The 23,639-nt window shown below is 47.3% G+C and carries 23 protein-coding genes; 4 read left to right on the top strand and 19 right to left on the bottom strand.

What is annotated here, in order from left to right; translation table 11 throughout:
* Positions 1-23: 23 nt before the first annotated feature.
* On the bottom strand, positions 24-359 hold the full coding sequence (locus AC50Y5_RS27185) for a nucleotide pyrophosphohydrolase (RefSeq protein WP_056028735.1): 336 nt from the start codon (positions 357-359) through the stop codon (positions 24-26).
* Between the two features lie 389 nt (positions 360-748).
* On the opposite strand from AC50Y5_RS27185, the gene AC50Y5_RS27180 reads away from it, so the two are divergent.
* On the top strand, positions 749-1,618 hold the full coding sequence (locus tag AC50Y5_RS27180; RefSeq protein WP_056032646.1) for a YitT family protein: 870 nt from the start codon (positions 749-751) through the stop codon (positions 1,616-1,618).
* Between the two features lie 12 nt (positions 1,619-1,630).
* On the opposite strand, the gene AC50Y5_RS27175 is transcribed toward AC50Y5_RS27180, so the two are convergent.
* The 12 genes from AC50Y5_RS27175 to AC50Y5_RS27120 form a co-directional block, all read right to left on the bottom strand.
* Entirely contained in the window at positions 1,631-2,506 is an 876-nt protein-coding gene (locus AC50Y5_RS27175) for a sporulation protein YpjB (RefSeq protein ID WP_056028738.1), read from the bottom strand.
* Between the two features lie 52 nt (positions 2,507-2,558).
* Entirely contained in the window at positions 2,559-3,194 is a 636-nt protein-coding gene (locus AC50Y5_RS27170) for a DUF1405 domain-containing protein (protein ID WP_494864359.1), read from the bottom strand.
* Positions 3,195-3,303: 109 nt separating this feature from the next.
* Positions 3,304-4,182, bottom strand: coding sequence for a menaquinol-cytochrome c reductase cytochrome b/c subunit (locus tag AC50Y5_RS27165; protein WP_056028744.1), 879 nt, complete (start codon positions 4,180-4,182; stop codon positions 3,304-3,306).
* A 19-nt stretch (positions 4,183-4,201) separates the two neighbouring features.
* Positions 4,202-4,873: a menaquinol-cytochrome c reductase cytochrome b subunit gene (gene qcrB, locus AC50Y5_RS27160; protein WP_046232067.1), complete on the bottom strand. Its 672-nt coding sequence runs from the start codon at positions 4,871-4,873 to the stop codon at positions 4,202-4,204.
* Positions 4,874-4,889: 16 nt separating this feature from the next.
* A complete protein-coding gene (locus AC50Y5_RS27155) occupies positions 4,890-5,423 on the bottom strand; it encodes a Rieske (2Fe-2S) protein (protein WP_056028748.1) in 534 nt (177 codons plus the stop codon).
* A 233-nt stretch (positions 5,424-5,656) separates the two neighbouring features.
* Entirely contained in the window at positions 5,657-6,079 is a 423-nt protein-coding gene (locus tag AC50Y5_RS27150; RefSeq protein ID WP_056028750.1) for a DUF2487 family protein, read from the bottom strand.
* A gap of 257 nt (positions 6,080-6,336) precedes the next feature.
* Positions 6,337-6,516: an IDEAL domain-containing protein gene (locus AC50Y5_RS27145; RefSeq protein WP_056028751.1), complete on the bottom strand. Its 180-nt coding sequence runs from the start codon at positions 6,514-6,516 to the stop codon at positions 6,337-6,339.
* A 22-nt stretch (positions 6,517-6,538) separates the two neighbouring features.
* Positions 6,539-7,045, bottom strand: coding sequence for a gamma carbonic anhydrase family protein (locus AC50Y5_RS27140; RefSeq protein ID WP_056028753.1), 507 nt, complete (start codon positions 7,043-7,045; stop codon positions 6,539-6,541).
* A gap of 105 nt (positions 7,046-7,150) precedes the next feature.
* A complete protein-coding gene (locus AC50Y5_RS27135; RefSeq protein ID WP_056028755.1) occupies positions 7,151-8,386 on the bottom strand; it encodes a hypothetical protein in 1,236 nt (411 codons plus the stop codon).
* A gap of 272 nt (positions 8,387-8,658) precedes the next feature.
* Positions 8,659-9,255 carry a histidine phosphatase family protein gene (locus AC50Y5_RS27130; protein WP_056028757.1) on the bottom strand — a complete coding sequence of 199 codons (597 nt, stop codon included), beginning with the start codon at positions 9,253-9,255 and terminating at the stop codon, positions 8,659-8,661.
* Between the two features lie 82 nt (positions 9,256-9,337).
* The gene (locus AC50Y5_RS27125) at positions 9,338-9,940 is read right to left on the bottom strand and encodes an anti-sigma factor (RefSeq protein ID WP_056028758.1); all 603 of its coding nucleotides are present in this window, start codon (positions 9,938-9,940) and stop codon (positions 9,338-9,340) included.
* Entirely contained in the window at positions 9,937-10,533 is a 597-nt protein-coding gene (locus tag AC50Y5_RS27120) for an RNA polymerase sigma factor (RefSeq protein ID WP_056028760.1), read from the bottom strand. Before AC50Y5_RS27120 ends, AC50Y5_RS27125 begins: the two co-directional genes overlap by 4 nt.
* A gap of 488 nt (positions 10,534-11,021) precedes the next feature.
* Here AC50Y5_RS27120 and AC50Y5_RS27115 point away from each other — a divergent pair, with 488 nt between their 5' ends.
* The 3 genes from AC50Y5_RS27115 (at position 11,022) to AC50Y5_RS27105 (ending at position 15,350) form a co-directional block, all read left to right on the top strand.
* Positions 11,022-12,230 (top strand): MFS transporter, encoded by a 1,209-nt coding sequence (locus AC50Y5_RS27115; RefSeq protein ID WP_494864355.1) that lies wholly within the window; start codon positions 11,022-11,024, stop codon positions 12,228-12,230.
* A gap of 211 nt (positions 12,231-12,441) precedes the next feature.
* Positions 12,442-13,749, top strand: coding sequence for an NtaA/DmoA family FMN-dependent monooxygenase (locus AC50Y5_RS27110; RefSeq protein ID WP_494864353.1), 1,308 nt, complete (start codon positions 12,442-12,444; stop codon positions 13,747-13,749).
* 737 nt (positions 13,750-14,486) lie between these two features.
* The gene (locus tag AC50Y5_RS27105; protein ID WP_200931576.1) at positions 14,487-15,350 is read left to right on the top strand and encodes a collagen-like domain-containing protein; all 864 of its coding nucleotides are present in this window, start codon (positions 14,487-14,489) and stop codon (positions 15,348-15,350) included.
* A gap of 434 nt (positions 15,351-15,784) precedes the next feature.
* Here AC50Y5_RS27105 and AC50Y5_RS27100 read toward each other — a convergent pair whose 3' ends face one another.
* The 6 genes from AC50Y5_RS27100 to AC50Y5_RS27075 form a co-directional block, all read right to left on the bottom strand.
* On the bottom strand, positions 15,785-16,879 hold the full coding sequence (locus AC50Y5_RS27100) for a prephenate dehydrogenase (RefSeq protein WP_056028766.1): 1,095 nt from the start codon (positions 16,877-16,879) through the stop codon (positions 15,785-15,787).
* A 4-nt stretch (positions 16,880-16,883) separates the two neighbouring features.
* Positions 16,884-17,981, bottom strand: a complete 1,098-nt coding sequence (gene hisC, locus AC50Y5_RS27095) for a histidinol-phosphate transaminase (protein WP_056028768.1) — start codon at positions 17,979-17,981, stop codon at positions 16,884-16,886.
* Between the two features lie 141 nt (positions 17,982-18,122).
* Positions 18,123-18,884 (bottom strand): ABC transporter ATP-binding protein, encoded by a 762-nt coding sequence (locus AC50Y5_RS27090; protein ID WP_056028770.1) that lies wholly within the window; start codon positions 18,882-18,884, stop codon positions 18,123-18,125.
* Positions 18,885-18,894: 10 nt separating this feature from the next.
* Positions 18,895-21,246, bottom strand: coding sequence for an FtsX-like permease family protein (locus AC50Y5_RS27085; RefSeq protein ID WP_494864349.1), 2,352 nt, complete (start codon positions 21,244-21,246; stop codon positions 18,895-18,897).
* Positions 21,212-22,510 carry an MFS transporter gene (locus AC50Y5_RS27080; protein WP_494864346.1) on the bottom strand — a complete coding sequence of 433 codons (1,299 nt, stop codon included), beginning with the start codon at positions 22,508-22,510 and terminating at the stop codon, positions 21,212-21,214. The genes AC50Y5_RS27085 and AC50Y5_RS27080 overlap by 35 nt, the downstream gene beginning before the upstream one ends.
* A 178-nt stretch (positions 22,511-22,688) precedes the next feature.
* On the bottom strand, positions 22,689-23,324 hold the full coding sequence (locus AC50Y5_RS27075) for a TetR/AcrR family transcriptional regulator (protein ID WP_494864340.1): 636 nt from the start codon (positions 23,322-23,324) through the stop codon (positions 22,689-22,691).
* Positions 23,325-23,639 lie beyond the last annotated feature (315 nt).

Below are 23,639 nucleotides of genomic sequence, written 5' to 3'. Positions count from 1 at the left end.
TACAGCATATGTGAGATGCGGTATTACTGTTCAGCGTTTTTTAAAGTCCAGCGGTTTTTATCCCGTGTATTGAATTTGTCCATTACTTTATTATGTGCTTCCGTTAAATCAATATCGAGCGAATTGGCGAAGCAGGATAATAGAAATAAAATATCGCCTAGCTCCATCTCGATGGAGTTGTCAGCTTCATCCGCCTTCTTGCGCTTCTCGCCGTAGGAATGGTTCACTTCACGCGCAAGCTCGCCGACTTCCTCGCTCATTCTTGCCATCAGCGCCAGCGGACTGAAGTAGCCTTCTTTAAATTGAGAAATATAATCATCCACTTCTTGCTGGATATGTGCCAACGTTTTTTGAGACATACGTGAAATTCCCTTCTTTCAAGACTAGCGTTTTCCCCATCTATAGCAGTTGGAAAACAAGCCTAAAACTTATTGTTGTCAATAATTCATATGTTAACGCAAAGAGACGATGAAAACAATGTTTTTGAACGATGAAAATTGCGCTATACTACAGAATGGAAACCGCCTTCCGATCAACATCGGCGTTTTCCGGCCATCCCAAGTATAAGATTAATCGCAAGCAGTGGACACCGAAGCGAATAAGTGAAATAATGGCTTCTTTATGCTTATCATTCAAGCGTAAACGACAATCGCCGCCCTTGGCCGGCAAAACTTCGTTTTGCGCTGAAATATAAGCCCGATATAAAAGGAAAACTTATATGCTTATATTTAAAAAAAGGGGAATGCTAATGATGCTTCGAAAAGTGACTAAACAATTGCAAATTATTTTGCCTATTCTGCTAGGCACAGCCATATATGCTTTCGGGCTGCACTATTTCCTTATTCCGAACATGCTTATGGAGGGCGGTGTAACCGGCATAGCGGTTCTGCTCAATTATGCAGCCGGATGGCCGCTGTCCATTACGACGCTTGTCCTCAACATTCCGCTGTTTCTGCTTGGCTGGAAGACGCTTGGCCGTACCGAGATGCTTTATACGCTCGCTGGCATCGTATCGCTCTCCTTCTTCCTTGCTGTAATGGAGCAGCTTATTGCCAGAGGCTGGGTCATTACCTTCCACACTTCAACCGATTACATACTTGCCGCTCTGTATGCAGGCGTTACGCTCGGCGCAGGGCTTGGCATCGTCTTTCGCTTCGGCGGGACAACTGGCGGCGTGGATATTATAGCCCGAATCGTATCACGTCGCAAAACGCTGAGCATGGGGCAAATTATTCTTATACTCGATATTGTCATTATCGGAGGCTCGCTCTTTTTTATTCCTATCGAAAAAGTGCTGTATACGCTCGTAACGGTATTCGTTTCCGCCAAGCTTATTGATTTCATTCAAGACGGTGCCTATGCTGCCAAATCCTTCTCCATTATTACAGACAAAGGCACGCCGATGGCGCAGCGCATTACGATTGAGATGGAACGCGGCGTGACGCTGATGCCGGCAAAAGGTGCTTTCTCCGGCCAGCAAAAGGAAATCGTTTATTGCGTCGTCCAGCGGCAGGAGCTGCGCCGCCTCAAAGCAATCGTACGCAGCGTAGATCCTCGTGCTTTCGTCATCATTAATGATGTCCACGATGTGCTAGGCGAAGGATTTAACGAGGAATAAAAGCCGCTCCCATCATGGGAGCGGCTTTATGCCGTAAGGCTGCTGCTTGTATTTACGCCAGCTCTTATAAGCAAGCACAGCCATAATAATAGCGCCAAGCAGCAGCGTCCAGCTTACCGGATTAGCCGATGCGGGAGGCGCGAGCGCGGGCTCCTCCACAACAGCTTGCGGCTTGTCCGTAAACAATCTGCTTACCGCCGCTCCAAGCTGCGTCAGCGCCTCGTCTACTCGACCCGCTTGCGCTTGATCCTTAGGCCCAGCGGATAACAGCACGTTTGTGTAGCGTATCCGCTCTTGCAGCTCTGCTGCCCGTCCTTCCGGACGCAGCATAAAGGCGGGACCCTCAACGAGCGCCAAATGCGCGCTTAAGTTGTCCATCGCCGCTCTTGCAGCATTCGCCCTTTCCTCATAAGGGCGCTTCCACGCTTTCCTCACACGGCTTACATCTTCGAGCATAACCCGTTCATATTGCATCCATAAACCGCTAGCCGGCCTAAGCATCGCATCCGCTGTTAGATGAATCCGGGCAGATGCCTCCATCCACGCTACGGACTGCTTTTTGCTCAAAAGCTCATCGGAGACAGCCCTGATGCTCTGCTGCAGCTTTGCCCAGCCAGCTGGGCGGCCTTCTATGCCTGTTTCCAGCTGCGGCACAAGGCGCTCCAGCTGCTGGACATATTTATAGCCGGCCTGGCGGTTATCTGCATAAGAAGCCTTATATAATGAATGAGCCGCTTCCTCGAAACGACGCAGTAGCTCTTCAGCATCGGCAGCCTGCGCTTGTCTCGCGCCAAGCGGCTGTTCACCAGCATAAGCCCAAGTTGCAGAGACGGAGCCTAGCAACATCGCTATACATAATACAATGGGTATTGCAATACGCGTTCTCATGGACATCCCCCCATAATCCAGCTTATGAGGGGATGTCCATCGTTATGCTTTTTTAAAGTTGTTTTCTTGCTCGGAGCGCCAGCCAGCCGGCCATAAAGCTGAAGATGGTTAAGCCATATGTAAACAAACGGACTTGCGGCAAATCGTCCATCAGCTCATCAGCAAGCCAAGGGAACACGCCGAACGTATAATCAATCGTGTCATTCAGCAGCAGCCAGGCGGTGCCTATGACGACGGCCTTGAATCCTGCTCTCATAAAGCGAGCATACAGAAGCACCTCTACAGCCATACCTAGATGGGAAAATACAAGCATGCCATGCTGCCAATTCAGCTCTCCGCCTTGCGCTCCCGTAGCCACTATCATTGATACCGCCCACAAGCCGTATTTCACTGACGTTACGACCGCAAGACCTTCTATAATCATTCTAGTGACCTGAACGAATCTAGATGCCGATTCAGGCGGCGGGAAAAGCAAATAAAGCAGCGCAAGCGTGAAAAACAAACTAGCTGTCGGACTGTCCGGCACAAATACAAGCAGCCAAGACGGAAACCGTTCAAAGGTATAAACCAATTGATTCCAATACCATATGTAACCATAAACGGTCCCGAAAAAATTAACGATAAACAGCAGCCACAATATCGTACGGTTCATCCACAGCATGCGGCTCCATAACCATGACAATCCCATTATTTTCAACCCCTATATTCCTAGCCTTGTTATAGCGTCCGTACATTGTCCTAATAAGTTTGAAAAGAACCTGATTGCAATAAAGCAATCAGGTTCTTGCTGTTACTCGTTATTCAGTTGAAGCTTTCTGCTTGGAAAGCCACGTTGCAATTTGATCAATCTGCTCAGCGCTCAGGCTGTCTTTGAAAGAAGGCATATTGCCGTTGCCGTTCGTGACGGTCGCTACAATCTCTTCTTTAGATAATACATCGCCAATTCCCCGAAGTGCAGGAATTTGCGGTGGGTTACCTTTCATATCAGCTGCGTGGCAGGTCAAGCATTTGGATTGCTCCATCAGCTTGTGTGCTGGATCATCCGCTTCTACAATTGCAACAGATGCGGTTTCAGGCTTCTTCGTTGTGCTAGGAGCCTCTTCACCTTTAGCCGCTGCTTCTCTTGCTTTCTCTTCACGAATGTGATGCTCAGGTATCGTATTGGTAATTTCCAGCTGGTGCTGGTAGTGGTCCCAAGATATAACCGTCAAATACACACAGGCGATCAATGATAAAATCATTAGCGAGGAAGCAATCGGACGACGGTAAAATCTGCGCTCTTTGCCTGTATCGAGGAAAGGAGCAAGCAGCAAGCCGCCGAACATGACACCAGGAATACCCATTGTACCGAGTACAATGTAATCCTGTGATACATATGGATATTTCAAAAATTGATACAGGAACAAGAAATACCAGTCCGGCATCGGAATAAACGATGCGTTTGTCGGATCTGCCGGATAGCCTAGCGGAGCCGGCTCTGCAATCGTCCATACGAGAAACCCGACGAGTACGACGCAGCCAACCATCCACTCTTTCAGCAGGAAGTTAGGAATAAACGCTTCTGACTTTCCTGGAAAAGACGTGTAGTCCGGCGGAATATTCGGATGGTTGTTTTTCTTCACCCGCGAATCTCCGACGAATACAACCTTTTCGTCTGATTTGTGACCATGTGCCATCATAAAGTCCTCCCTTCGCTTAAAGTGGTCCCGAAATACCTTGTTTCCGAATCATCAGGAAGTGAGCTGCCAGCATAGCAAGAAGCGCACCTGGCAGGAAGAAAACGTGAATCGCGAAGAAGCGAGTTAACGTTTGAGCTCCTACGATGTCGCCGCCATACAGGAACTGCCCGATGTAAGGTCCGATGTACGGAACGGATTCCGCGATTTGAACGCCGACCTTTGTTGCGAAGTAAGCTTTGTTATCCCATGGAAGAAGGTAGCCTGTGAAACCAAGGCCCAACATAATGAAGAAAATAAGCATACCCACTACCCAGTTCATTTCGCGCGGCGCTTTATAAGAGCCGGTGAAGAACACGCGCAGCGTATGTAAAAACATCATAACAATAACGAGACTCGCACCAAAGTGATGCATACCGCGAACGATGCCGCCGAATGCGACCTTGTGGTTCAAATAGTCAACGCTTGCATAAGCATTCAAAATGTCCGGAACATAATACATCGTCAGAAACATACCAGACAAAATTTGAATAACGGTAATAAAAAACGTCAAGCCGCCAAAGCAGTAGACAAATGCCGAGAAATGATGTGCAGGGTTAACGTGCTCCGGTACTTCGTGATCCGCAACATCCCTCCACAACGGCGTAATGTCAAGACGTTCATCAATCCAATTGTATACACTTTTAAACATCTGATCATTCGCCTCCTTAGCCTACCCGTGAATTTGGCTTAACTGGACCCAAGTAAACAAATCCATTCTCAAGCTTCACTTCGTATTCATCCAATGGATTTGGAGCAACTGCAAGGTTCTTGCCGTCTTTCGTATAACGTGCGTCGTGACACGGGCAGTCATACTCGTCTTTACCTTTCGCATTCCAAGCAATTGTACAGCCCAGATGTTTGCAGATCGGTGAAAGCGCAAAAATTTTGTTGTTTGCGTCTTTGGACACCCAAGCAGACAACTCAGGATCGCTGACGTACCATCCATCAACTTGGTGAATTTGGAACTTAAACTCTTGCGGATCTGTCGTAATTTTGCTCTCTTCTACTACTTTAACAAAGGTGCCCTCGGTTTTTTTCTCTAATAATGGGTCTACCGCAAAACGCACCATTGGAAGCACGGCTCCGCCCATCATAAATGCGGTTGTTCCACCGAGCGTATACGACAAAAACTGCCGTCTTGACATCTCTTTGCGTTGAAGCGGCTTATGTGCCGATTCTTGATGTTCGTGGTTACTCATCTTCTGTTCTACCCCCTTTGCCAACCATTTCTTGTGTTTTAGCCCATGGCAAAACACATGACGAACTAGGACATACTTATAATAGCCTAGGTGCTTAGGAGCGTCAAGAATATGGCTGATGATTGTCTGCCTAATAAAATGTTGATTTTTAATTTGTAATTAATTTGTCACATTTAACCTTGCATGGCATTTGTTTTCCCCAAAAAACTTCCCGATTATGCAAAATTGAAAAATCAGGATGGCTCCTTTGGATTCCACATAAGCGAAACGCGCTCCTTCACGTCGGCACCAGAAGGCAGCTCGCCGGCTTGATCCGGTTCCAGCAGCAAATCGGCCTGAATATGGGCCAAATCCAGCTTGCCGGATGCGGTCGCTACAATTATATATCGGAATCCCGATGCTCTAAGTGAAGCGCATACATCATTAATCATATCAACAGCCGCATGGGCCCCTACATAATGAAGCGCCGGATAAGTGACGACTCGCCCTTTAAAAGGTATTTCTATCAGATCCATTACATCACGCAGACGCTCCAGGGCAGCGGTCGCCTCATAAGGCTGCTCTTCGCCGTTCATGCCTGTCACAGGCAGCATGCAAGTGTCCAAATAAGGACGCAGCTCTTCCCACTGCTCTTCTTGCACATCGCTAAATTTCATTGCTAAGGACTCCTTCCGCTTGCAGCTTCAGCTGGCTTATCGCAGCTTGCGAAAGCTAGCTAGCTTCCTTTTTATAGATCAAACCTTTGTCTATGTTAACGGTTTATTGTCCTTTTGCCAATGGGTCTTCTCCATCTGCCTGCTTATTTTGCTTGATGCGCAGCAAAATAAGCTTCTACCTCAGCTCGCGAGTTTTCTCGCCAGAGCCTGTGATGGAAGCTTATTTAACCCTTCTCCTTGCTTTCCACGTTATGCCTTCACTTCATTTCGTTCAATTCTTTAGCTAAGCGATAAAACGTATCCTCATCGCCAGCCGCAAGCGACTGGTCAATTTCGCGGTAAATACGTTCCGCACGGAATTTTCGCACCGCTTCATCCAAGGCCATTTCTGCTGCAAGCGACAGCATCGCTTCATACGTTACTTTCATTTTATCCATAGGATACACCTCCACACCGGCGTTAAGAGATCCTATATTCTTCGCCTTTCTTCACGTAGCTTTCCATCGTTCGTTTCATTCGCAGCAAATCGTCCTCTGTAAGCTCTCTAACGACTTTAGCAGGTGAACCAAGAGAAAGCGTATAGGGTGGTATCTTCTTATTCTCCGTAACAATCGAACCGGCTCCTACTAAAGCATATTCACCAAGCTGCGCGCCGTTAAGTACGATTGCCCCCATTCCAATTAATGTGCCTTTGCCTATCGTACAGCCATGGATAATAGCCGCGTGCCCAATGGAAACTTCATCTTCCAAAATGAGCGGCTGGTTCGTATTCACATGACCGACAACTCCATCTTGTATGTTGCAGCTATGTCCAATGTGTATCGGAGCCAAATCTCCGCGAAGCACAGCGTTAAACCATACCGTGCTGCTGTGGCCGATTGTTACATCACCAATCAGCTTCGCTCCTTCCCCGATATAAACACTGGAATGAATCGTTGGTCTTACTCCCAAATAAGGCAGCAGCATCTCGTAAATTCCCCTCTCATTTGCACTGGAAATCAGCATTCAGTTGCTATGCATCCATTCCTTTACATTAACGTGGGGTGATTCTATCAACTGCCGCAGCCATTGTCAATACATGAACAATCGGTTCTGCTCTTCCAGACTGATGCCTAGCATTACCGCTTTGCCCGCTTTCGTCGTTTTGATGACCATACCGTGTTGCTCATGCTCTCCCAGGCGTATTAAACCAAGATGGACGAGCATGCCAAGCAATCTGTGCTGAAAAATCCGCTCCGCATCATCATAATAGAAAGGTTTAATGAGCGGGACGAGCACTTGGCTGAGCGATTGTGCCGTTACCCACTGATCCGACAGTCCGCCAATCCATTGTACGAGCGCTAAAATGTTCGGAATGGGCCCTTTATACTGCTTAAGCCAGCATTTGTACAGCTGCTGCAATTCATTTGCCGGAGCGCTAAGCAGCCTTTCCTGCCCACCTGGCGTAAGCCTGAGGCCCAGAGGCTCCTCTAGAAAATAGTTCATTTGCACACAGTAGTCATACAGCAGCGACATTCGATTCGGATAATGGTGAAAATATTTGCCGTAGCCGAATCGCCATTCCCCCTTGCCCGGCAGCTCCTCCTTGATCGAAAACATATCAAGCAGTTGCAAGCTGAAGCGCTTGTATAAGGAGCCGTCAGCCGCCATCGTCACTTCGTTGTGATGGATGTAATGCAGCAATTGACGAATATCGGCTTGCAGCAGCTCCTGCTCATCACGATACACATGAGGCTCGTCTGTATACACAAGCTGTGCTGCAAATTTGCGCTTCAACGTTTCACGAAACCGCTGCTTCAAATCCTCTGGCACCTGAAACAAATAACGGTTCGGCCCAGTGAAGCCGTTAAACAGCCAGCCCTGATGCTTGAATTTGACGATTGTATCCCGGGGGCTGCTCTCCTTCATGACAGGCGTTTTCTTAGAACGGCGCTTCGGTTGTGTTGCTTTGGCCGGCTTCTGAATAGAAGAAGCTTTCTCTCCAGAAACCTGCTGCTGCACCTTCGCTTCCTTCTGGGCAACGCTCGCCGTCTCCGGGCTGCTGAACTTGCTCTGCTGCGCACGAGCCAGAAGCTCCTCCAGACTAAAAGCGTCTCTCGTCTCGAACAGCAGCGAGTTTAAAAAACGCAAATCCTCAATTGCCATGCTGCTGATCTGTTGCTCGAAAACATCATTTCTGCTTACTGCGCCAAGAATCGACTGAATCAATTCATTTTTGGAGTTGCTATTGCACTCGCATTGATAGACGGAGGCAATGCGGCTGAGCTGCCCGATATCTGCGCAGCCGAGCATATCCGATAAATTCATAGTCTCTCCTCCTTCGCGCTTAACTGCTGCTTTAATGAACAGTTTGCTTGCACTCATGATTGTAGAGCAGCCTTTTTTTATTACCATTATGGGAAGAAACTCAGATTTTATAACCGCAGTTCCAGAAAAAATAGTTTTTATGCTTCTTTTTCGGAAAAAGCACCTCTAACAGCAACCATAAAAAAACGCCATTCCTCCAGTAGGAGAAATGGCGCTGCCATCAATTGAATCCAGCTGCCCCTGCAATTGTTAAAGCAGCTTTCACGCTTATTTTAAACGCCGACTTGATCAAGTTGTTGCAAATGCCGGCTGCAATTGTACAACAAGGATTCCCATTCATTTTCGTTGAATTGGAGAATCGAGTAGGACATATTATCGAGAAACTGCTTATCAAGTCCCGAGCAGAGCTCGTCCAGCAGCTGGGCAAGAAAGCTCCCATGCGTGACGACAAGCAAGCGCCCCTGGGGATTGCCTCGCCGCCATTCCTCTACAAAAGAACGCCCACGCCCGCGCACAGTCTCGTCAGACTCCTGTCCAACTTCAGCTTGGCGCCATTGCTCACCCCAGCGTGCTATTCGCTCCTGCTCCGTCGTTCCTTCTATGTCGCCATAAAAACGTTCACGCAGCCGCTCATCCGGCGCAAGCAGCGGAATACCCAGCTTATCCGCGACAATTCGGGCTGTCTCACGGGCACGCTGCAAATCACTGGAAATGACAGCATCCCACAGCTTCTGATCTTCGCTTAGACGGTTAGCGAGCGCAGCAGCTTGCGCGACTCCCCGCTCATTCAAGGGAATATCGGTCTGCCCTTGTATTTTCCCAAGCTTATTCCAATCCGTATTGCCGTGACGTACCAGACCTATTATCATCCCGCCAGCCTCCCCAGCTTAGTTGCAATCTATTACCGCAACGTAACGCAAAACAAGGGCTCCTGTCAAGGAGCCCTTCGCATTAGCTGCGTGTTCTTGATAACCAATTCAGCATAAGCAGCGTCATGACCATGCCAAGCAGCGACAGCGCTACCCAATACTGTGGAAAAGCCGGAACGACCTTAAGCACGAAAGGATCGCTGATGCTCGCAACCGGCACTTCATATTCAGCGCTAATGACGAGCCCGCTGCCAGAAGCATTAGCTGTGTCCATAAAACCAGTCAACTGGGCCAATTGATCCGGACTTGTACTCGTTTCGTTGCCCACGACGAAAAATACGAGCGCACAAACGAACATCGCCATGCAGCCTGCCACAATAAGGGCCACATTGCGACGAAAGGAAGGAGAAAACTGATAGCTTTTGTGTGTAACCGGCATAAGCCAGGAATCCTCTGCATAAATGCGATCCATGACTCCGCGCGTCACATGATCCATTGGCGGCAATTGTACAGAATCATCCTCGGCAATGCAGCGAATCAGCTCCTCGCTCTCTTCCCACAAACGGAGCTGCTCCATGCAATGCTCACAATCAAGCAGATGGGCCTCTATCTCCTGCCGCTGCGGATCTTCCTCCGGCAGCTCCCAGCAAATATGGAGTTTGTGTTGAACGTCTTCGCATTTCATCGCGTTTTCATCCCTTCAAATTCTTCCACTCCGAGAGCTTCGCCAAAATAAGGCTCCAATTGCACCTTCACACTGGCTCTGGCTCTGAATAACAAGGATTTCACAGAACTGACCGTCTGCCCTAAAATGCTGGCAATTTCCTGGTAGTCCATTTGGTCATATTCTCTAAGGATAAGTGCGGACCGTTGTTTTTCAGGCAAATTATTAATAGCTTCGCGAACCATCGCCATTCGCTCATTTCGAAGCACGAGCTGCTCCGGACCTGCATCAGGGGCCGTTACAGGCACAATACCCGATTCATCTAGAGACAAATTTGCAGCTTTCTGCTTGCGCAGCTCGCTAAGCACGGTATTGCGGGCAATCGTATAAAGCCACGTGGAAAAAGAAGCATCCACCTCACGAAACGAGTGCAGGCTGCGATAGGCTTTATAAAACGTTTCCGAGCATAAATCCTCTGCCAGCAGCTCAAGCTTCGCGCTTTTGAGCATATGAAAAATAAAAGATAATATTTTGCGCTGATAACGGCTCATTAGCTCTGAATAAAGCTCAATGTTGCCATCTTTAATTTCCCTTATTAATTGGGAATCAGTCATGACAGGCGAACCTCCCCACCTGCGAATTCATCTTCCCGGCCCTGTTATCATTAAATTGTACCAAGCCGGAAGCAAAAAGTTGCGGTATGTATAATAAAAATTATGAATCGCTAGTCTAACAACATAAATTCGCGCCGCATAATCAAAATCCTGCTTTATTCGACAAAAGGATAAATGAGGAATTTTTTAGAAAAAGGTGCTTGCTATTGATAAATCCCCCTCCTTTTATCCTATAGAACAAAAGAAAAGTGGTTAAGCAGGCAACTAATCCTGCTCAGCCACTATCCCGTTTGCCTATTCTTCATCCTCCTTCAGGTCATGCTCAAAGGGCGAAATTAACGTATAACGACGGCAGCTCAAGGTTATGATATTTATGTTTCACCGCCTATAAGCCCTTAATATAAAAAATTCCACTTATCACGCTTACATGCAAGGTGGTGTTTTTGCTCTTGTATTACTATTAAATTTTAGTGAAGTGAGGAATATATATGAATGAGAAAAAAAAATGGGATTTATCGGCTCTCGCGACTATCCCGCTTATTATGACGCTTGCGAATTCCATGCTCATTCCTATCCTTCCTCTTATTCAAAAAAAATTGCATATCTCTTCTCTCCAATCCAGCCTCATTATTACAGTTTACGCTGCGATATCCATCTTATGTATCCCTTTGGCCGGTTATCTTTCCGATCGTTTCGGAAGAAAACGAATTATCGTCATCGGGCTATGTATTGCGGCTGTCGGTGGTTTAATCTCAGGTTTAGCAGCATGGTTATTGCATGATCATGTTTACGCATTCATTTTAACAGGCAGACTCATTCAAGGGATTGGAGCCGCTGGCGCATTCCCGATCGTTATGCCATTGGTTGGCGATATGTATAAAAGCGAGGAAGAGGTTAGCAATGGACTTGGCATTATTGAAACCTCTAATACTTTAGGCAAGGTTTTAAGTCCCATTCTAGGTTCTGCATTGGCGCTAATTATTTGGTTTCTACCTTTGGCTGTCATACCCTTCATTTCAACCGTATCTATTGTAGCCGTTATTTTTCTCGTTAAAGCACCAAAACAGCAAAATAAAACAAAGCTAAATTTTAAAAATTTTCTTGCTTCCCTTAAAGGCATTTTCTCCGAAAATGGGAAATGGCTGTATGTCATATTTGCACTCGGCGGAAGTGCCATGTTTATGATGTTCGGTTTTCTTTATTATTTATCATCCGTTCTTGAGGAAAGCTATCATATAGAAGGTATTTGGAAAGGTGCACTGCTGGCAATCCCGCTCAGCGCTATTTGCATCGCTTCTTTCGCCTCGGGGAAATGGATTGGAGAAAATAAATTGAAAATGAAATGGTTTACCGTGGTCGGATTTGTATTTATCGCCTCAGCCATGCTGATTTGTGGATTAGCCAATACAAAGAGCTTATTTCTCCTAATATCTCTCATGTTTATTAGCGGATTAGGCATCGGTATTGTTCTGCCCAGCTTAGATGCGTTAATTACGGAAGGAATAGACAAAAAACAACGTGGGACTATCACTTCTTTTTACAGCAGTACAAGGTTTATAGGCGTTGCCTGTGGACCATTAGTCGCTTCCATGCTTTTACGTCACATCGAATGGTTGTTTTATATTTTTGTAGCAATTGCTGGCGTGTGCTGCTTAATTGCTTTGTTTTTTATAAAACCAGATCAAATTAATATATAGAAAAATAGCAGCTAAATCATTAAGCATGAAGCATGAATTAGATAATTATGCATATTGAATTTGTCATTTGTGTATTTGAATCTGTTAAAATCCTTGCTAAACTAAAATTCGATAATGAGAATCATTATTATAATAACATCCTCAAGAGCCTAAGTGAGACCGGAGTGCTTTTTTAGGAGTCATTCTTTTTTTATAAGAAAGGTTGGTTGAATTGACTGCAAATAGACCATTATGTATTGGATTATGCTTAAATGCAACATGGACGAAAGGCGAGGGCTGGCGGCAACCAGATAGCAAAGTAGAAAGAATGGGATCCATTGATTATTACATTAATTGGGCAAAGATGGCGGAGAAGTCAAAACTCGATTTTCTTTTCAGGGCGGATTATCTTTATGTCAGCCCGCAGATGATTGGCGATACCGCTAGTTTTGGCAGTCCTGACCCTACTATGATGTTTGCTGCCATTGCCCGTGAAACCGAGCGAATCGGTCTCGTTACAACCATTTCTACGACTTTTAATCCGCCATATGTTGTTGCCAGGCAGCTTCAGTCTTTGCATTGGCTGAGCAATGGGCGCGCAGGCTGGAATATTGTAACTTCTATTGAAGGGGCAGAAAATTTTGGCGATTCCCCAATGCCTTCCCCACAAGAAAGATATGCAAAGGCAGTGGAGTTTACGGATGTTGTACGCAAGCTATGGGACAGCTTTCCGCAAGAAGCCATTGTTATTGACCGCAAGTCCGGCATGTTTTCTGATAAGGATAAAGTGACTGCCATTAATCATTCCAGTGAATTTTTCAGTGTAAAAGGTCCTCTTACTTTACCTTCTCATAAATCGGGAACGATCCCTTTATTTCAAGCTGGCGCTTCCGATATTGGGCGGAATTTCGCCTCTTCTGTAGCTAATGCTATTTTTGCGGCTCTGCCGGATGTTGAATCAGGAGTGGAATTAAGAAATGATCTGAGAAGAAGAGCCGCAGAGCATGGTCGCGATCCGAACGCCATCCGAGTATTGCCAGGCTTATATTTTTTCCTAGCCGATACACACGAAGAAGCGCTGGAATTGCATAAGACTGCGCATGCGAATTTAAGTATTGCACGCAGACATGCCTCTCTGAAATCGGTGCTAGGTCTTGATTTAAGCGATTTGCCTTTGGAGCAACGTGTAACTGCCGAGATGCTTCCCGATCCTAATCAGGCCGTCCGCAGCCGGACACATGCTGAGCTGCTGCGCCGTTACATTACAAAATATCAGCCTACAGTGGAAGAGGTACTCGCAAGGCCGGAGATTGTAGGATCTGCCCATTGGGTATCTGTTGGAACGGTTGAAACGGTGCTAAACGATATTATTGAACGATTTGAGGCTGGAGCTATAGATGGATTTATAGCCCTTCCAGGCGGTTCAGAAAAATCTATGGAAATATTTTTTGAACAGCTGGTGCCGGAGTTGGTTGAAAGAGGCTTGTTCCGAAGCGAATATACGGGAAGCACATTGCGTGAGCATTTGGGAATTACATAATCTATTATTAATCACTAATGTGCAGGCATAATATAACGTGTTGTCAATCTAGCTTTTGATAAAACGCAAGATTGCACCATATGGACTAATGCTGGTAAGATGGTCGATTCTTTTTTTTGTTATAGGTTTCCCCTTAAAGGTGCTCCTTTCTTTGGTTGATGGTGTTCAGTCGAACCCTGTTCTACCAAAGACAAGGGCGCTTTTTTATTTTTATGAGGCGCTACTTTCATCATTCAGGGTACATATTACTTTTGAAAAAGCGGTACTATAACAACACTGTGTTTTTTCCTCAAACAAGCTTTTTTGGTGACATTTTGGTACAACCCAATATTGTCAAGTGGGATGACGAGTATCAAGGAAACCCCATTACAATAAAGCAATGTTGCCATCTTTAATTTCCCTTATTAATTGGGAATCAGTCATGACAGGCACCCCCCCACCTGCGAATTCATCTTCCCGGACCTGTTATCATTAATTTGTACCGAGCCGGAAGCAAAAAATTGCGGTACGTATAATAAAAAATCCGAATCGTTCGTTTATCAAATCGCCTAATACAGTTAGCAAGGCCTCCATTATTACCCCCTTGACAATCCATTCTATTAAAAAAAGGGCTATCATCTATCGTTATTCGCCCTTCTTGCACAAAAATAGATATCAGTCTAGTAAAACTTGGGTTTTTACCCTTCCAAATTTCCAAGTCCAACGTATGATATCTCAAATCTTAGGAGGTGTATTCATTGAGTTGTATTATTAATAAAAACAAGAAAAAGAAAAACTGTCATAAAAAAATCATTACTGTATGTAAACCTAAACGAAAAAAGAATGTTATTATAAAGAAAAAAATCGTTAAAGTAACGTGTCCTGCCCCTAAAGTTAAAGTTAATGTTACCCCTACACCTGGCCCACAAGGACCACAAGGGCCGGCTGGTGCTACAGGGCTGACGGGTCCACAAGGGCCAGCAGGAACTGCTGGGCTAACAGGTCCACAAGGGCCAGCTGGAGCTACAGGACTAACAGGTCCACAAGGGCCGGCTGGCGCCACAGGACTAACAGGGCTAACAGGCCCACAAGGGCCGGTTGGAGCCACAGGACTAACTGGACTAACAGGTCCAACTGGACCAACAGGGCCTCAAGGGCCGGCTGGCGGCATATCTTCCTTCGCCTTCCTATGCAGCACGGAAGCACAAAATGTTGCGCAAGCAGCGGCACCAGGAGGGCAAGGCGGCGCAGTGACCTTTAACGATATGGTGATTAGCGCAACTGCGCTTACTTTCTCCCCACCAAGCAATATTATCATTAACGAAAACGGCTTTTATAACATTAGCTGGGAAGTGTTCCCAACACCTGGAAACTCTGCATTTGGTTTATTCTTCGATCCAGACGGTGCAGGTCCAGCTCCAGCAACACTTGTGGATTGCAGCAACTACGGTACAGGCGCAGGCAACAATCCTTACCAAGGTCAAGTCGTTGCTCAATTAACCGCTGGCGGCGTATTGACTTTAAATCGTATTGATAACATGGGCAATCTGGTATTGCAAAACGCTATCGGCGGCGGAACACCAACCGTGAGCGCATCAATTGTCATTGAAAAACTAGCATAATCTTGTTCGCTCTTCGGGGCTGTCACCAGCTGTCATTCGTAATGGCTGCTGGTGACAGCCTTTTTATGAAGCACTTTGGAAATAGAAAAAAAAACTTCGCCATATAGGCGGTCCCAGATTGTCGAGAAACGCTACGTCTTGGGAAGCGGTTAAGCGCTCTCAAATTTAATTTCGAAAAAATGAAAACGCTTATTGACATATTGGAAGCGTATACATATAATAAAAGTACAGTATGGTTTCTCTCCACTCCTATCCAAAACTTATGTTCTGAGAATGAACATGGACCGCCTCTATGGCGGTCTTTTTTTTGCCCTTGCTTAGTTTGAATATACATTGTTTCTGTATTTATTTCCTTAGCTATACAAGTTGAACTAATGTCCCTAAATCAAAAAGCCCCGCAGCAGCTCAAAAGCTGCTCGGGGCATTGCTATATGTTACTGATGAACCGCGAAGCCGGCATCCGCAAGCACAAGCTGAGCCTGATCCAAATCCTCCTGCGTGCGGAAGGACAGCCTCAGAACGCCCGGAACATCCTCCCTGCTCTCGATAATATGGATGTTGCTCAAATTGATGCGCTCCTTGCCAAGGTCGCTGGCGATTTTACCAATAATGCCGGGATGATCGGGTACGTCTACATAACAATCATAAATCGAATGCAGCATGCCCTTGCGGCGCTCAGGCAGCTTGCTGCGGAATTCGCCCGCTGTACGGAACGCTTCCTCTATGCCTTCGCCATCTTCCCGCTCCAGCAGGTCCGCGAATGTTGCGATTTCTGCATTCCAATCTTTCAGCAGCTTTAGCAGCACGCCTTTATTATTAACCAAAATGTCGCGCCATACGACCGGGTCGCCTGAGGCGATACGGGTAATATCGCGGAACCCCCCTGCTGCAAGCGAAGCATACAGCTGATCCTGCTCATTGTAGCCGCGAATCTGGTTGACCAGTGCAACTGCAATCATATGCGGCAGATGGCTGATCGCGCCCACGATTTCATCATGCGACTTCGCGTCCACACTGACAATGTGCGCTTTCGTCAGCGCAAGCAGTTCAATGAGCTTGTCCAGCTGTCCCTGCGGCGTCGACGCGTCGGGCGTGAGGACGTAAAACGCATTTTCGAACAAATGGGTCGATGCCGCTTCAACACCCGAGCGCTCCGATCCCGCCATCGGATGGCCGCCGATAAACGAAACGCCCGGCTGGCTTTCCAGCCTGCGTCCGCATAAAGCAACGGAAGCTTTCGTGCTGCCGACATCCGTCACAATACAGCCCGGCTTCAGCGGCAGCTGGCTCAGCTCATCTACATACTCCTCCAGCTTGCCTACAGGCACGCAGAGGAATATAAAATCAGCGTCAACAGCCGCCTCCCGAACAGACGTCGTTGCTGAATCTACGACGCCACGATTGACATATTTCTCTGCGGAGGACGCCCGGTTTGAATAACCGACAACCGTTACGTCCGGCTTCCCCTTAAAACAAAGGGCAAGCGATCCGCCAATTAATCCTACGCCAAAAATCGCTATTTTCACCATAACCTTATGACTGCACCGCCACTTCCTGCAAAACCTGCTCCAAAGCAGCTATAAACTGCTCATTTTGCTGCTTTGTGCCTACGCTGACCCGAATATAGGTCGGGTAATACGTCCAACGGGAACGAATAATAAAGCCTTTGCGCAGCAGCGCATCAAATACTTCCGGAGAAGGACGCTTGACATCGACCATAATAAAATTGCCATGCGCCGGATAATAAGCAAGGCCAAGCCGGTCAAACTGCGCAGCAAAATAAGCGATGCCCGCTGCATTTTGCTGCACAACATGCTGAATAAAAGCTTGATCGGACACGGCCGCCTTCGCCGCTGCCTGTGCGATTCTTGACGTATTAAACGGCTCCCGCACCTGATTAATGAAGCGAAGCACGTCCGCGTCGCCAACGCCATAGCCGATACGCAGCGCTGCCAAGCCATACACCTTCGAGAACGTGCGCAATACGATCAGATTCCGGTAGCTGCTTAGCAGTTCAATGCCGTTCGGGAAAGCAGGATCTGTTACTAGCTCGCAATACGCCTCATCCAGCACAACGAGCACATGGCTCGGTACCTGCTGTAAAAAGGAAGTCAGCTCATCCTTCGTCACAATCGTGCCAGTCGGGTTGTTCGGGTTGCAAATCCAGATGATTTTCGTACGCTCTGTTACCTTCGCCAGCATAGCAGGAAGATCATGCTTGCCCTCCTTCAGCGGCACCTCGATGATGCGAGCGTTCTCAATTTCGGCGTTATGCTTATACTGCGGGAAGGTCTCGTCCGCCATAATCGTTTCGTCGCCGGCAACAAGAAATGCGCGGGCCAGCATTAAAATAATTTCACTGGAGCCTGTGCCGAAAATCAGCTGCTCCGGCTTTACGTTAAGATGGTTTGCAAGTGCTGCTGCAAGCTCAATGCTGGCGCCATCAGGATAAATATTCGTTTGGTTTATTTCTTCCAACATTGCCGCTTTAGCCTGCTCGGAACAACCATGTGGATTTTCATTGGAAGCCAGCTTCGTAACTTCAGTTAGCCCAAGCTCTCTCTTCACATCTTCAACCGGCTTGCCAGGCTGATAGACAGGGAGATGTAAAATATTGTTTTTTGGCTGCATGCTGCCGATCACCTCTTCTTAATATATCAACACATTAATTGATATATAAATATCAATTGCATAAAGCTTATTGTCTCACATCTTGTCCCGCTTTAAAAGATGTTCTATTGCAATTGATCGAGCCAGCCCCAAAGAAAAAATCTAAAATCCCATCTCAGCAAGCCAGGATGACAATTTTGCCTCCCGCTCCTTCAATTCGGCCTGTCCGAGCTGACCGAGCCGGCGTTCGCCAACGATGCATCCGTCCAACATAAATAGCACACGCTGTGTTTTGGCAGCTACCTTCGCATCATGGGTTACCAGCATAATCGTCGTCCCTGCAGCATTCATTTCCGCTAAAATATCCATGACCTCATCGCTCGCCTTGGAATTAAGCGCCCCCGTCGGCTCATCGCCAAACACCAATTGCGGCCTGTTGATGAGCGCCCGGCAAATGGCCGCCCGCTGGAGCTGTCCACCTGATACTTGCGACTTGTCCACATGGGCCAGCTGCGCAATGCCTGTCCGCTTCATCAGCTCGCTGGCACGCCTGTTGATAGCAGCCCGGCTCTCTTCTTTCGCCATATAAGCGGGCAAAATAATATTGTCAAGCAGACTGAGATTTTTCAAAAAACCGCTCTGCTGAAAAATAAATCCCATTTTGCTCAAGCGAAGCTGGGCCAACCGCTCTTCGGATAGACTGCCGATCTCTTGCCCTTGTATGGCAACGCTGCCGGACGTCATTTTATCCATCCCGCTAATGATCTGCAGCAGGGTCGACTTGCCGCAGCCAGAAGGCCCCATTATAGATACGAACTCACCTGCCTGCAATTCCAAATTCACATTTTTCAGCACAGGCTGTTCGTTATTTTTGCCTAAGGAGTAGCTTTTGTTAACCTTTTTCGCCTCTAACACATTTGTCATCACAATGCCCTCATTTCGAAAATGATTTTGCTGCGCCAGCGCCTTTGCCAGCTCCCGTTACAGCTAAACTGCTGAATAATGTCGTTATGATTACGACAACGATAAGTGCCAGCGGAATCCATATGTAAGCCACAAGCGGATTTACGACAAACGCGACGCGGGCTGCGCCCATAAAGGACATCAGCACGCTGACTGCACCCTGCCCAAGGGTTCCTGCTGCTGCGGTGCCTAACACCATTCCCGCCAGTAATACGACCAGCGAGCGGATAATGTATTGCAGTCTGATCTGTTTCAAGGAAAATCCAAGGCTTCTCATAATGACGATGTCGGAAGCGTCTTTCACGATTAGCATGTTGAAAAATAAGGCGGTAATCAGTATCGCGATCACGAGAGCTGCTGTCGAGGTGAGCACCGTTATTTTTTGCAGCTGGCTTATGGTGGAGCTTAACGTCTGGGACAAATAATCTTCCATAAGCGTCACCTTTGCCGGATGAAAGGCCGCTGCGTATTCCGCTGTTTTCTCACCAATGGCCACGCCCGGCTTTACATTCAGGCTGACCATGTACCAGAGAACGGACTGTGCTTCGTAAGGCAGCAGCGCCTTCGCCGTCTTGCCGCCATTGGTCACATCCTGATAAATGCCCGTAATCTTCAGCTCTCGTTCTTTCCCGGCTGCGAGGAGCGTTAGCGTGTCGCCAAGCTGCTTGCCGCGCTCCTTCGCATGGAGATAAGAAAGAGCCATTTCATCATTTTGAGCAGGCGCAGCCCCGCTTAAATAGGCTAGCGGGAACAGCGAAAAATCGCCCGTTTGCACGCTCACATTTTCATAGACGCCATCCTCGCTGCGCAGCTTATAAGAGCTCGTTACGAGCGGCGAATACTTTTCTACATCGCTGTCGTTTTGTATATAGGCGAGCATATCGTTGTACCGCTGCGCTGCGTCGCTTGTCTGCCGCATATCGATTTGAATATCACTCCTCCCGGCTCCCATATATGTTATAAAATCAGGCGATTTCATCGTATTCAAAAAATTTGCCGGCACAATGATAAGGAAGAAACAAAGCGTAAACACGAGGCCCAGCAAGCCGAAGGTTCTAATCCGGACGAACACATCCTGCATGCCGACAAATAGATGGACAGGGATAACCCGGCTGCGATGGAGCTTCAACAGTCCTGACATCCCTCCTTTGGACGGAATGCTGCCTGAACGCAGAGCTTCAACGGCCGATATTCGCTTAAATCTCCGCAAAACGAAGCGGCAGAACATCATCACTAGTAGAAAAATACAGACCGCTCCCAGCAAGGGGACGGTGTAGCTAAGCGCATTTTTTTCAGCTGTGCCCATATATAGGCTCCGATTCGCTATGAAAGCCCGCTCTGTAAATAGGGACAGCACATACCCTGCCAAACTAGCCAGCAAAGCGATCATCCGATATTTCATTAAATATAGCCGGCGGATATGCTCTCCAGCCATCCCAATCGCCTTCATAACGCCAATCTCATAAAAATCCTCCTCCATCGCAGCAAGCATCGTGAACCGCAGGCAGAGAAAGGCGATCGCAATCAGCAGCAAGCTGGCTAAAAGAATAACAACGGCCGCAACGCCGTCGGTCAGCGCATTCAATAGCCGAAATTGGGCGGATGTAATGGCGGGTCCTTGGTGGGGAAGTCCAGATGATTGATAAAGCTGTTCAAATTCGCTAGTTCGCTCCCCATCATGCAGCAGAAATTCGATCAAATATTCTTTTTCGGCAAAGTAGCCCTTAAGCGTCTCCCAATCCGAATCGCTCACAACGATACGCTTCGAGCTGACAATAGACGGATTCATCTGGGCATCCCTAACAAAATCCGCTATCGTAAAAGTCATGCTAAAGGAACCTTTGGCAATCCGCATCGTATCCCCGATTTCCAGTCCCTGCTGCTGCTTAAAATAAATCGGCACCGCTATTTCGCCTGGAAGCACATCCAGCCTGTTATTGGTTAAATCAAGTAAAAAATCAAACGCTTTATTTTGCTTTACAATGCTCATTTCCATGACGCTGCCTGCCTCTGACTCACCACTCGCGCCAAAATAAACATGAGCCGGCTCAATAGAAATCATCTCGACCGTTTGCTGATCCTTCACTAGCTTACTGCCGTTTGCAAAAGCCTCTATTTCCCGCTGGTCGATTTCCCCGGCATGCATTTGGACAAAATGGGGGACAGCCGCTTTCTCAAACCAGTCATCCACCGAACGGAACAGCTCCAGCAGCATGCTTGCACTGCTTGCCACGAGCAGCGAGGAAATCATAATAAATATAAATAAAATAGCGGTAATCAGCTTATTGTTAGCGATATCTTTTCTCCACATCGTTCCTAGCATCTTGCTCTTCCTCCCCTATTTGATTTTGATAAAACCTCTTTGTCAGCCAAGCTGTTAAAAGCAGGGCTGCGAACATAAGCAGGGCAGGAATATACACCTGTAAGCTGAATATTTCAAACAGCTCTCCGTATACGATTTGCCCAACAGGAGCTGCTATTTGGGCAACCGCCATAATAATGGCCATCACCTTGCCAAGCAGCTCATTAGGTGTCTGCTTTTGCACCCGGGTCAGCACAAAAATTGAAATCATCGTCAACGCCATCGCGATGGGAACAACGCTTGCCATAAACAGCATATAAGCGGGATAATAGCCGAGCCCCAGCATCCATGGCGTCAGCGACAATGACATTGGCAGCAGCCATGCGGCTATGACGAGCAGCCACCGGTATAAGGTGCTCATTTGCATTTTTCTCGCGAAAAAGCCAATCGTCAGTGCGCCCAAAATCGTGCTGCATTCCACAATGCCCATGCCAACTCCGTAAAGCGTATCGCTGCTTTGCATCGTAACCCGCAAAATAATCGGCCCGCCCACAACGAAAAACGGCGTTAAAATAAAATTGAGCAGCGCCGCTAATACCATCGCTTTCAAGATCGGGCGCCGCTGGACTACATAGGCCATCCCTGCTTTCATATCGGCTGCAAGCGTTGCGACGATATTTCCCTTCTGCTCGCGTTTCACAAACGGGATTTTAATAAATAGCTGCATGAGAGCTGACAGCAAAAAAGCGATACCGCTTCCGATCATCAATGTGTGCAGGCCAAGAACACCATACAGAATGCCGCCAAGCACCGGGGCAGCCATTTGGGCCAAAGCGCCGATGCCATTCACCATTCCATTGGCCTGCTCCAGCTGGCTCTCCTGCACCAGCTGCGGGATGCTCGCCTGCACAGCAGGCTGGTACATCGCGCTGATCAGTGAAAGCAGCACCATCACAATACCAATAACAACAACAGGCGCGTCCCCTGCTGCCAATAGGAGCATAAAGCCCAGAACGACGATGCCGCCTCCAAAATCGAATAGAACGATTAAATTACGGCGATTGAAGCGGTCAGCGATGGCCCCGCCAATTGGCGACAGCAGCAGCGGGATGCTGGACACCGCATAAAGAGTCCCATAAATATCTGCTCGCCCTGTTAGGTCTAGCGCATACAGCGACAGCCCAAAGCGCAGCAGCGCGCTGCCCAGAATGGAAATCATTTGCCCTAAAATAAGCAGCTGAAAGCTTCGCGTGAACGGCACCCTTTTTACGTTATTTTGTAACATTTGCAAGCTCCCCCTTTGGAAAAATAAATGAATTCGGACAATAGACTGACCGTCAGTCTATAAAGTTCGAAAAAATAAGCCAGCATCCAAACGTCCCCCGCCATTTGACGGTTTCGGAATACTGGGCACGCTAACAGCTCTACTTGTAAGATGGAGTCGGATGCGGCAATAAATCAGGTCATTCCCCGTTCGTCAGCATTTCATAAATAAAATCAAAGCTGCCTTTTCTCGCGCCTAGCGTCGTTTCCATCACATGAATAAAAGCTTTCGCCTTCTGGATGATTTCCGCAGGCTGCCATTCGAATAAACCTTCATCGAACAGAAAAGTGGAGGATACGATTAAAAATTCCACCGTCTCCTGTGGAAATTCGGTTTGAAAAATATGCTCCTCTATGCCTTGCTCAATGACAGTTGTTAACACTGGCGTCAAGTGAACAATCGTCTGCACGAGGCTTTTCTGATGCATTTCTGCATTGCCGACCTGATGGAATTGCTCCAGCAGTTGTTCCTTACGGTCACCATGCTTAGGCTTCTGAGCCATCAAAATTTGAAATAATTTGACCAAGGTCGGCAACTCCGGGTTAGAGGCTATGCCCCTTGCAGCGGCCACATCCGCTGCGACGATCCGCATAATGATCGCATCCATAACTTCCTCTTTGGATTTAAAGTAATAATAAAACGTCCCCTTCGCAATGCCGATCTCCTGTAGGATGTCATTGATCGTCGTTTTATTGTAGCCTTTCGTATAAAAAAGCATTTCTGCTGTATCTAAAATTTCATTTTTGCGCTCTTCCGGGTCTTTCAGTATACGCATCTTCCGCTTAGTCGCTCCCTTCTATAGACCGTCGGTCGGTCTATAAGTAGTATATGCCATTTTTTGAGCATGATCAATGTTATTTTTGAGATGACACAAGCGTAAACGGCTTTCGCCGTCCTCTGGCGGCAAAGCTTCCGTTTCGAGGGTGGAATATAAGCCGATTATAAGAGTGAAACTTATAATTTCTTATATTTTAAGAAAAACGCCTGGCGGCATCCTTTCTATTAGACGCCATCGTTTTGGCGATACGTATAGAGAAAGGATGAGAACATTCATATCCTTTCCTATATTTAAAAAAAGAGATGCAGAATA

The organism is Paenibacillus sp. JT22N7, from assembly GCF_059383875.1.
This window is presented reverse-complemented; position numbering and strand designations above follow the sequence as displayed.

Coding starts and splice junctions, on each gene's coding strand:
- AC50Y5_RS27185 (WP_056028735.1), bottom strand. CDS start 359: ATGTCTCAAAAAACGTTGGCACATATCCAGCAAGAAGTGGATGATTAT.
- AC50Y5_RS27180 (WP_056032646.1), top strand. CDS start 749: ATGATGCTTCGAAAAGTGACTAAACAATTGCAAATTATTTTGCCTATT.
- AC50Y5_RS27175 (WP_056028738.1), bottom strand. CDS start 2,506: ATGAGAACGCGTATTGCAATACCCATTGTATTATGTATAGCGATGTTG.
- AC50Y5_RS27170 (WP_494864359.1), bottom strand. CDS start 3,194: ATGGGATTGTCATGGTTATGGAGCCGCATGCTGTGGATGAACCGTACG.
- AC50Y5_RS27165 (WP_056028744.1), bottom strand. CDS start 4,182: ATGGCACATGGTCACAAATCAGACGAAAAGGTTGTATTCGTCGGAGAT.
- qcrB (WP_046232067.1), bottom strand. CDS start 4,873: ATGTTTAAAAGTGTATACAATTGGATTGATGAACGTCTTGACATTACG.
- AC50Y5_RS27155 (WP_056028748.1), bottom strand. CDS start 5,423: ATGAGTAACCACGAACATCAAGAATCGGCACATAAGCCGCTTCAACGC.
- AC50Y5_RS27150 (WP_056028750.1), bottom strand. CDS start 6,079: ATGAAATTTAGCGATGTGCAAGAAGAGCAGTGGGAAGAGCTGCGTCCT.
- AC50Y5_RS27145 (WP_056028751.1), bottom strand. CDS start 6,516: ATGGATAAAATGAAAGTAACGTATGAAGCGATGCTGTCGCTTGCAGCA.
- AC50Y5_RS27140 (WP_056028753.1), bottom strand. CDS start 7,045: ATGCTGCTGCCTTATTTGGGAGTAAGACCAACGATTCATTCCAGTGTT.
- AC50Y5_RS27135 (WP_056028755.1), bottom strand. CDS start 8,386: ATGAATTTATCGGATATGCTCGGCTGCGCAGATATCGGGCAGCTCAGC.
- AC50Y5_RS27130 (WP_056028757.1), bottom strand. CDS start 9,255: ATGATAATAGGTCTGGTACGTCACGGCAATACGGATTGGAATAAGCTT.
- AC50Y5_RS27125 (WP_056028758.1), bottom strand. CDS start 9,940: ATGAAATGCGAAGACGTTCAACACAAACTCCATATTTGCTGGGAGCTG.
- AC50Y5_RS27120 (WP_056028760.1), bottom strand. CDS start 10,533: ATGACTGATTCCCAATTAATAAGGGAAATTAAAGATGGCAACATTGAG.
- AC50Y5_RS27115 (WP_494864355.1), top strand. CDS start 11,022: ATGAATGAGAAAAAAAAATGGGATTTATCGGCTCTCGCGACTATCCCG.
- AC50Y5_RS27100 (WP_056028766.1), bottom strand. CDS start 16,879: ATGGTGAAAATAGCGATTTTTGGCGTAGGATTAATTGGCGGATCGCTT.
- hisC (WP_056028768.1), bottom strand. CDS start 17,981: ATGCAGCCAAAAAACAATATTTTACATCTCCCTGTCTATCAGCCTGGC.
- AC50Y5_RS27090 (WP_056028770.1), bottom strand. CDS start 18,884: ATGACAAATGTGTTAGAGGCGAAAAAGGTTAACAAAAGCTACTCCTTA.
- AC50Y5_RS27085 (WP_494864349.1), bottom strand. CDS start 21,246: ATGCTAGGAACGATGTGGAGAAAAGATATCGCTAACAATAAGCTGATT.
- AC50Y5_RS27080 (WP_494864346.1), bottom strand. CDS start 22,510: ATGTTACAAAATAACGTAAAAAGGGTGCCGTTCACGCGAAGCTTTCAG.
- AC50Y5_RS27075 (WP_494864340.1), bottom strand. CDS start 23,324: ATGCGTATACTGAAAGACCCGGAAGAGCGCAAAAATGAAATTTTAGAT.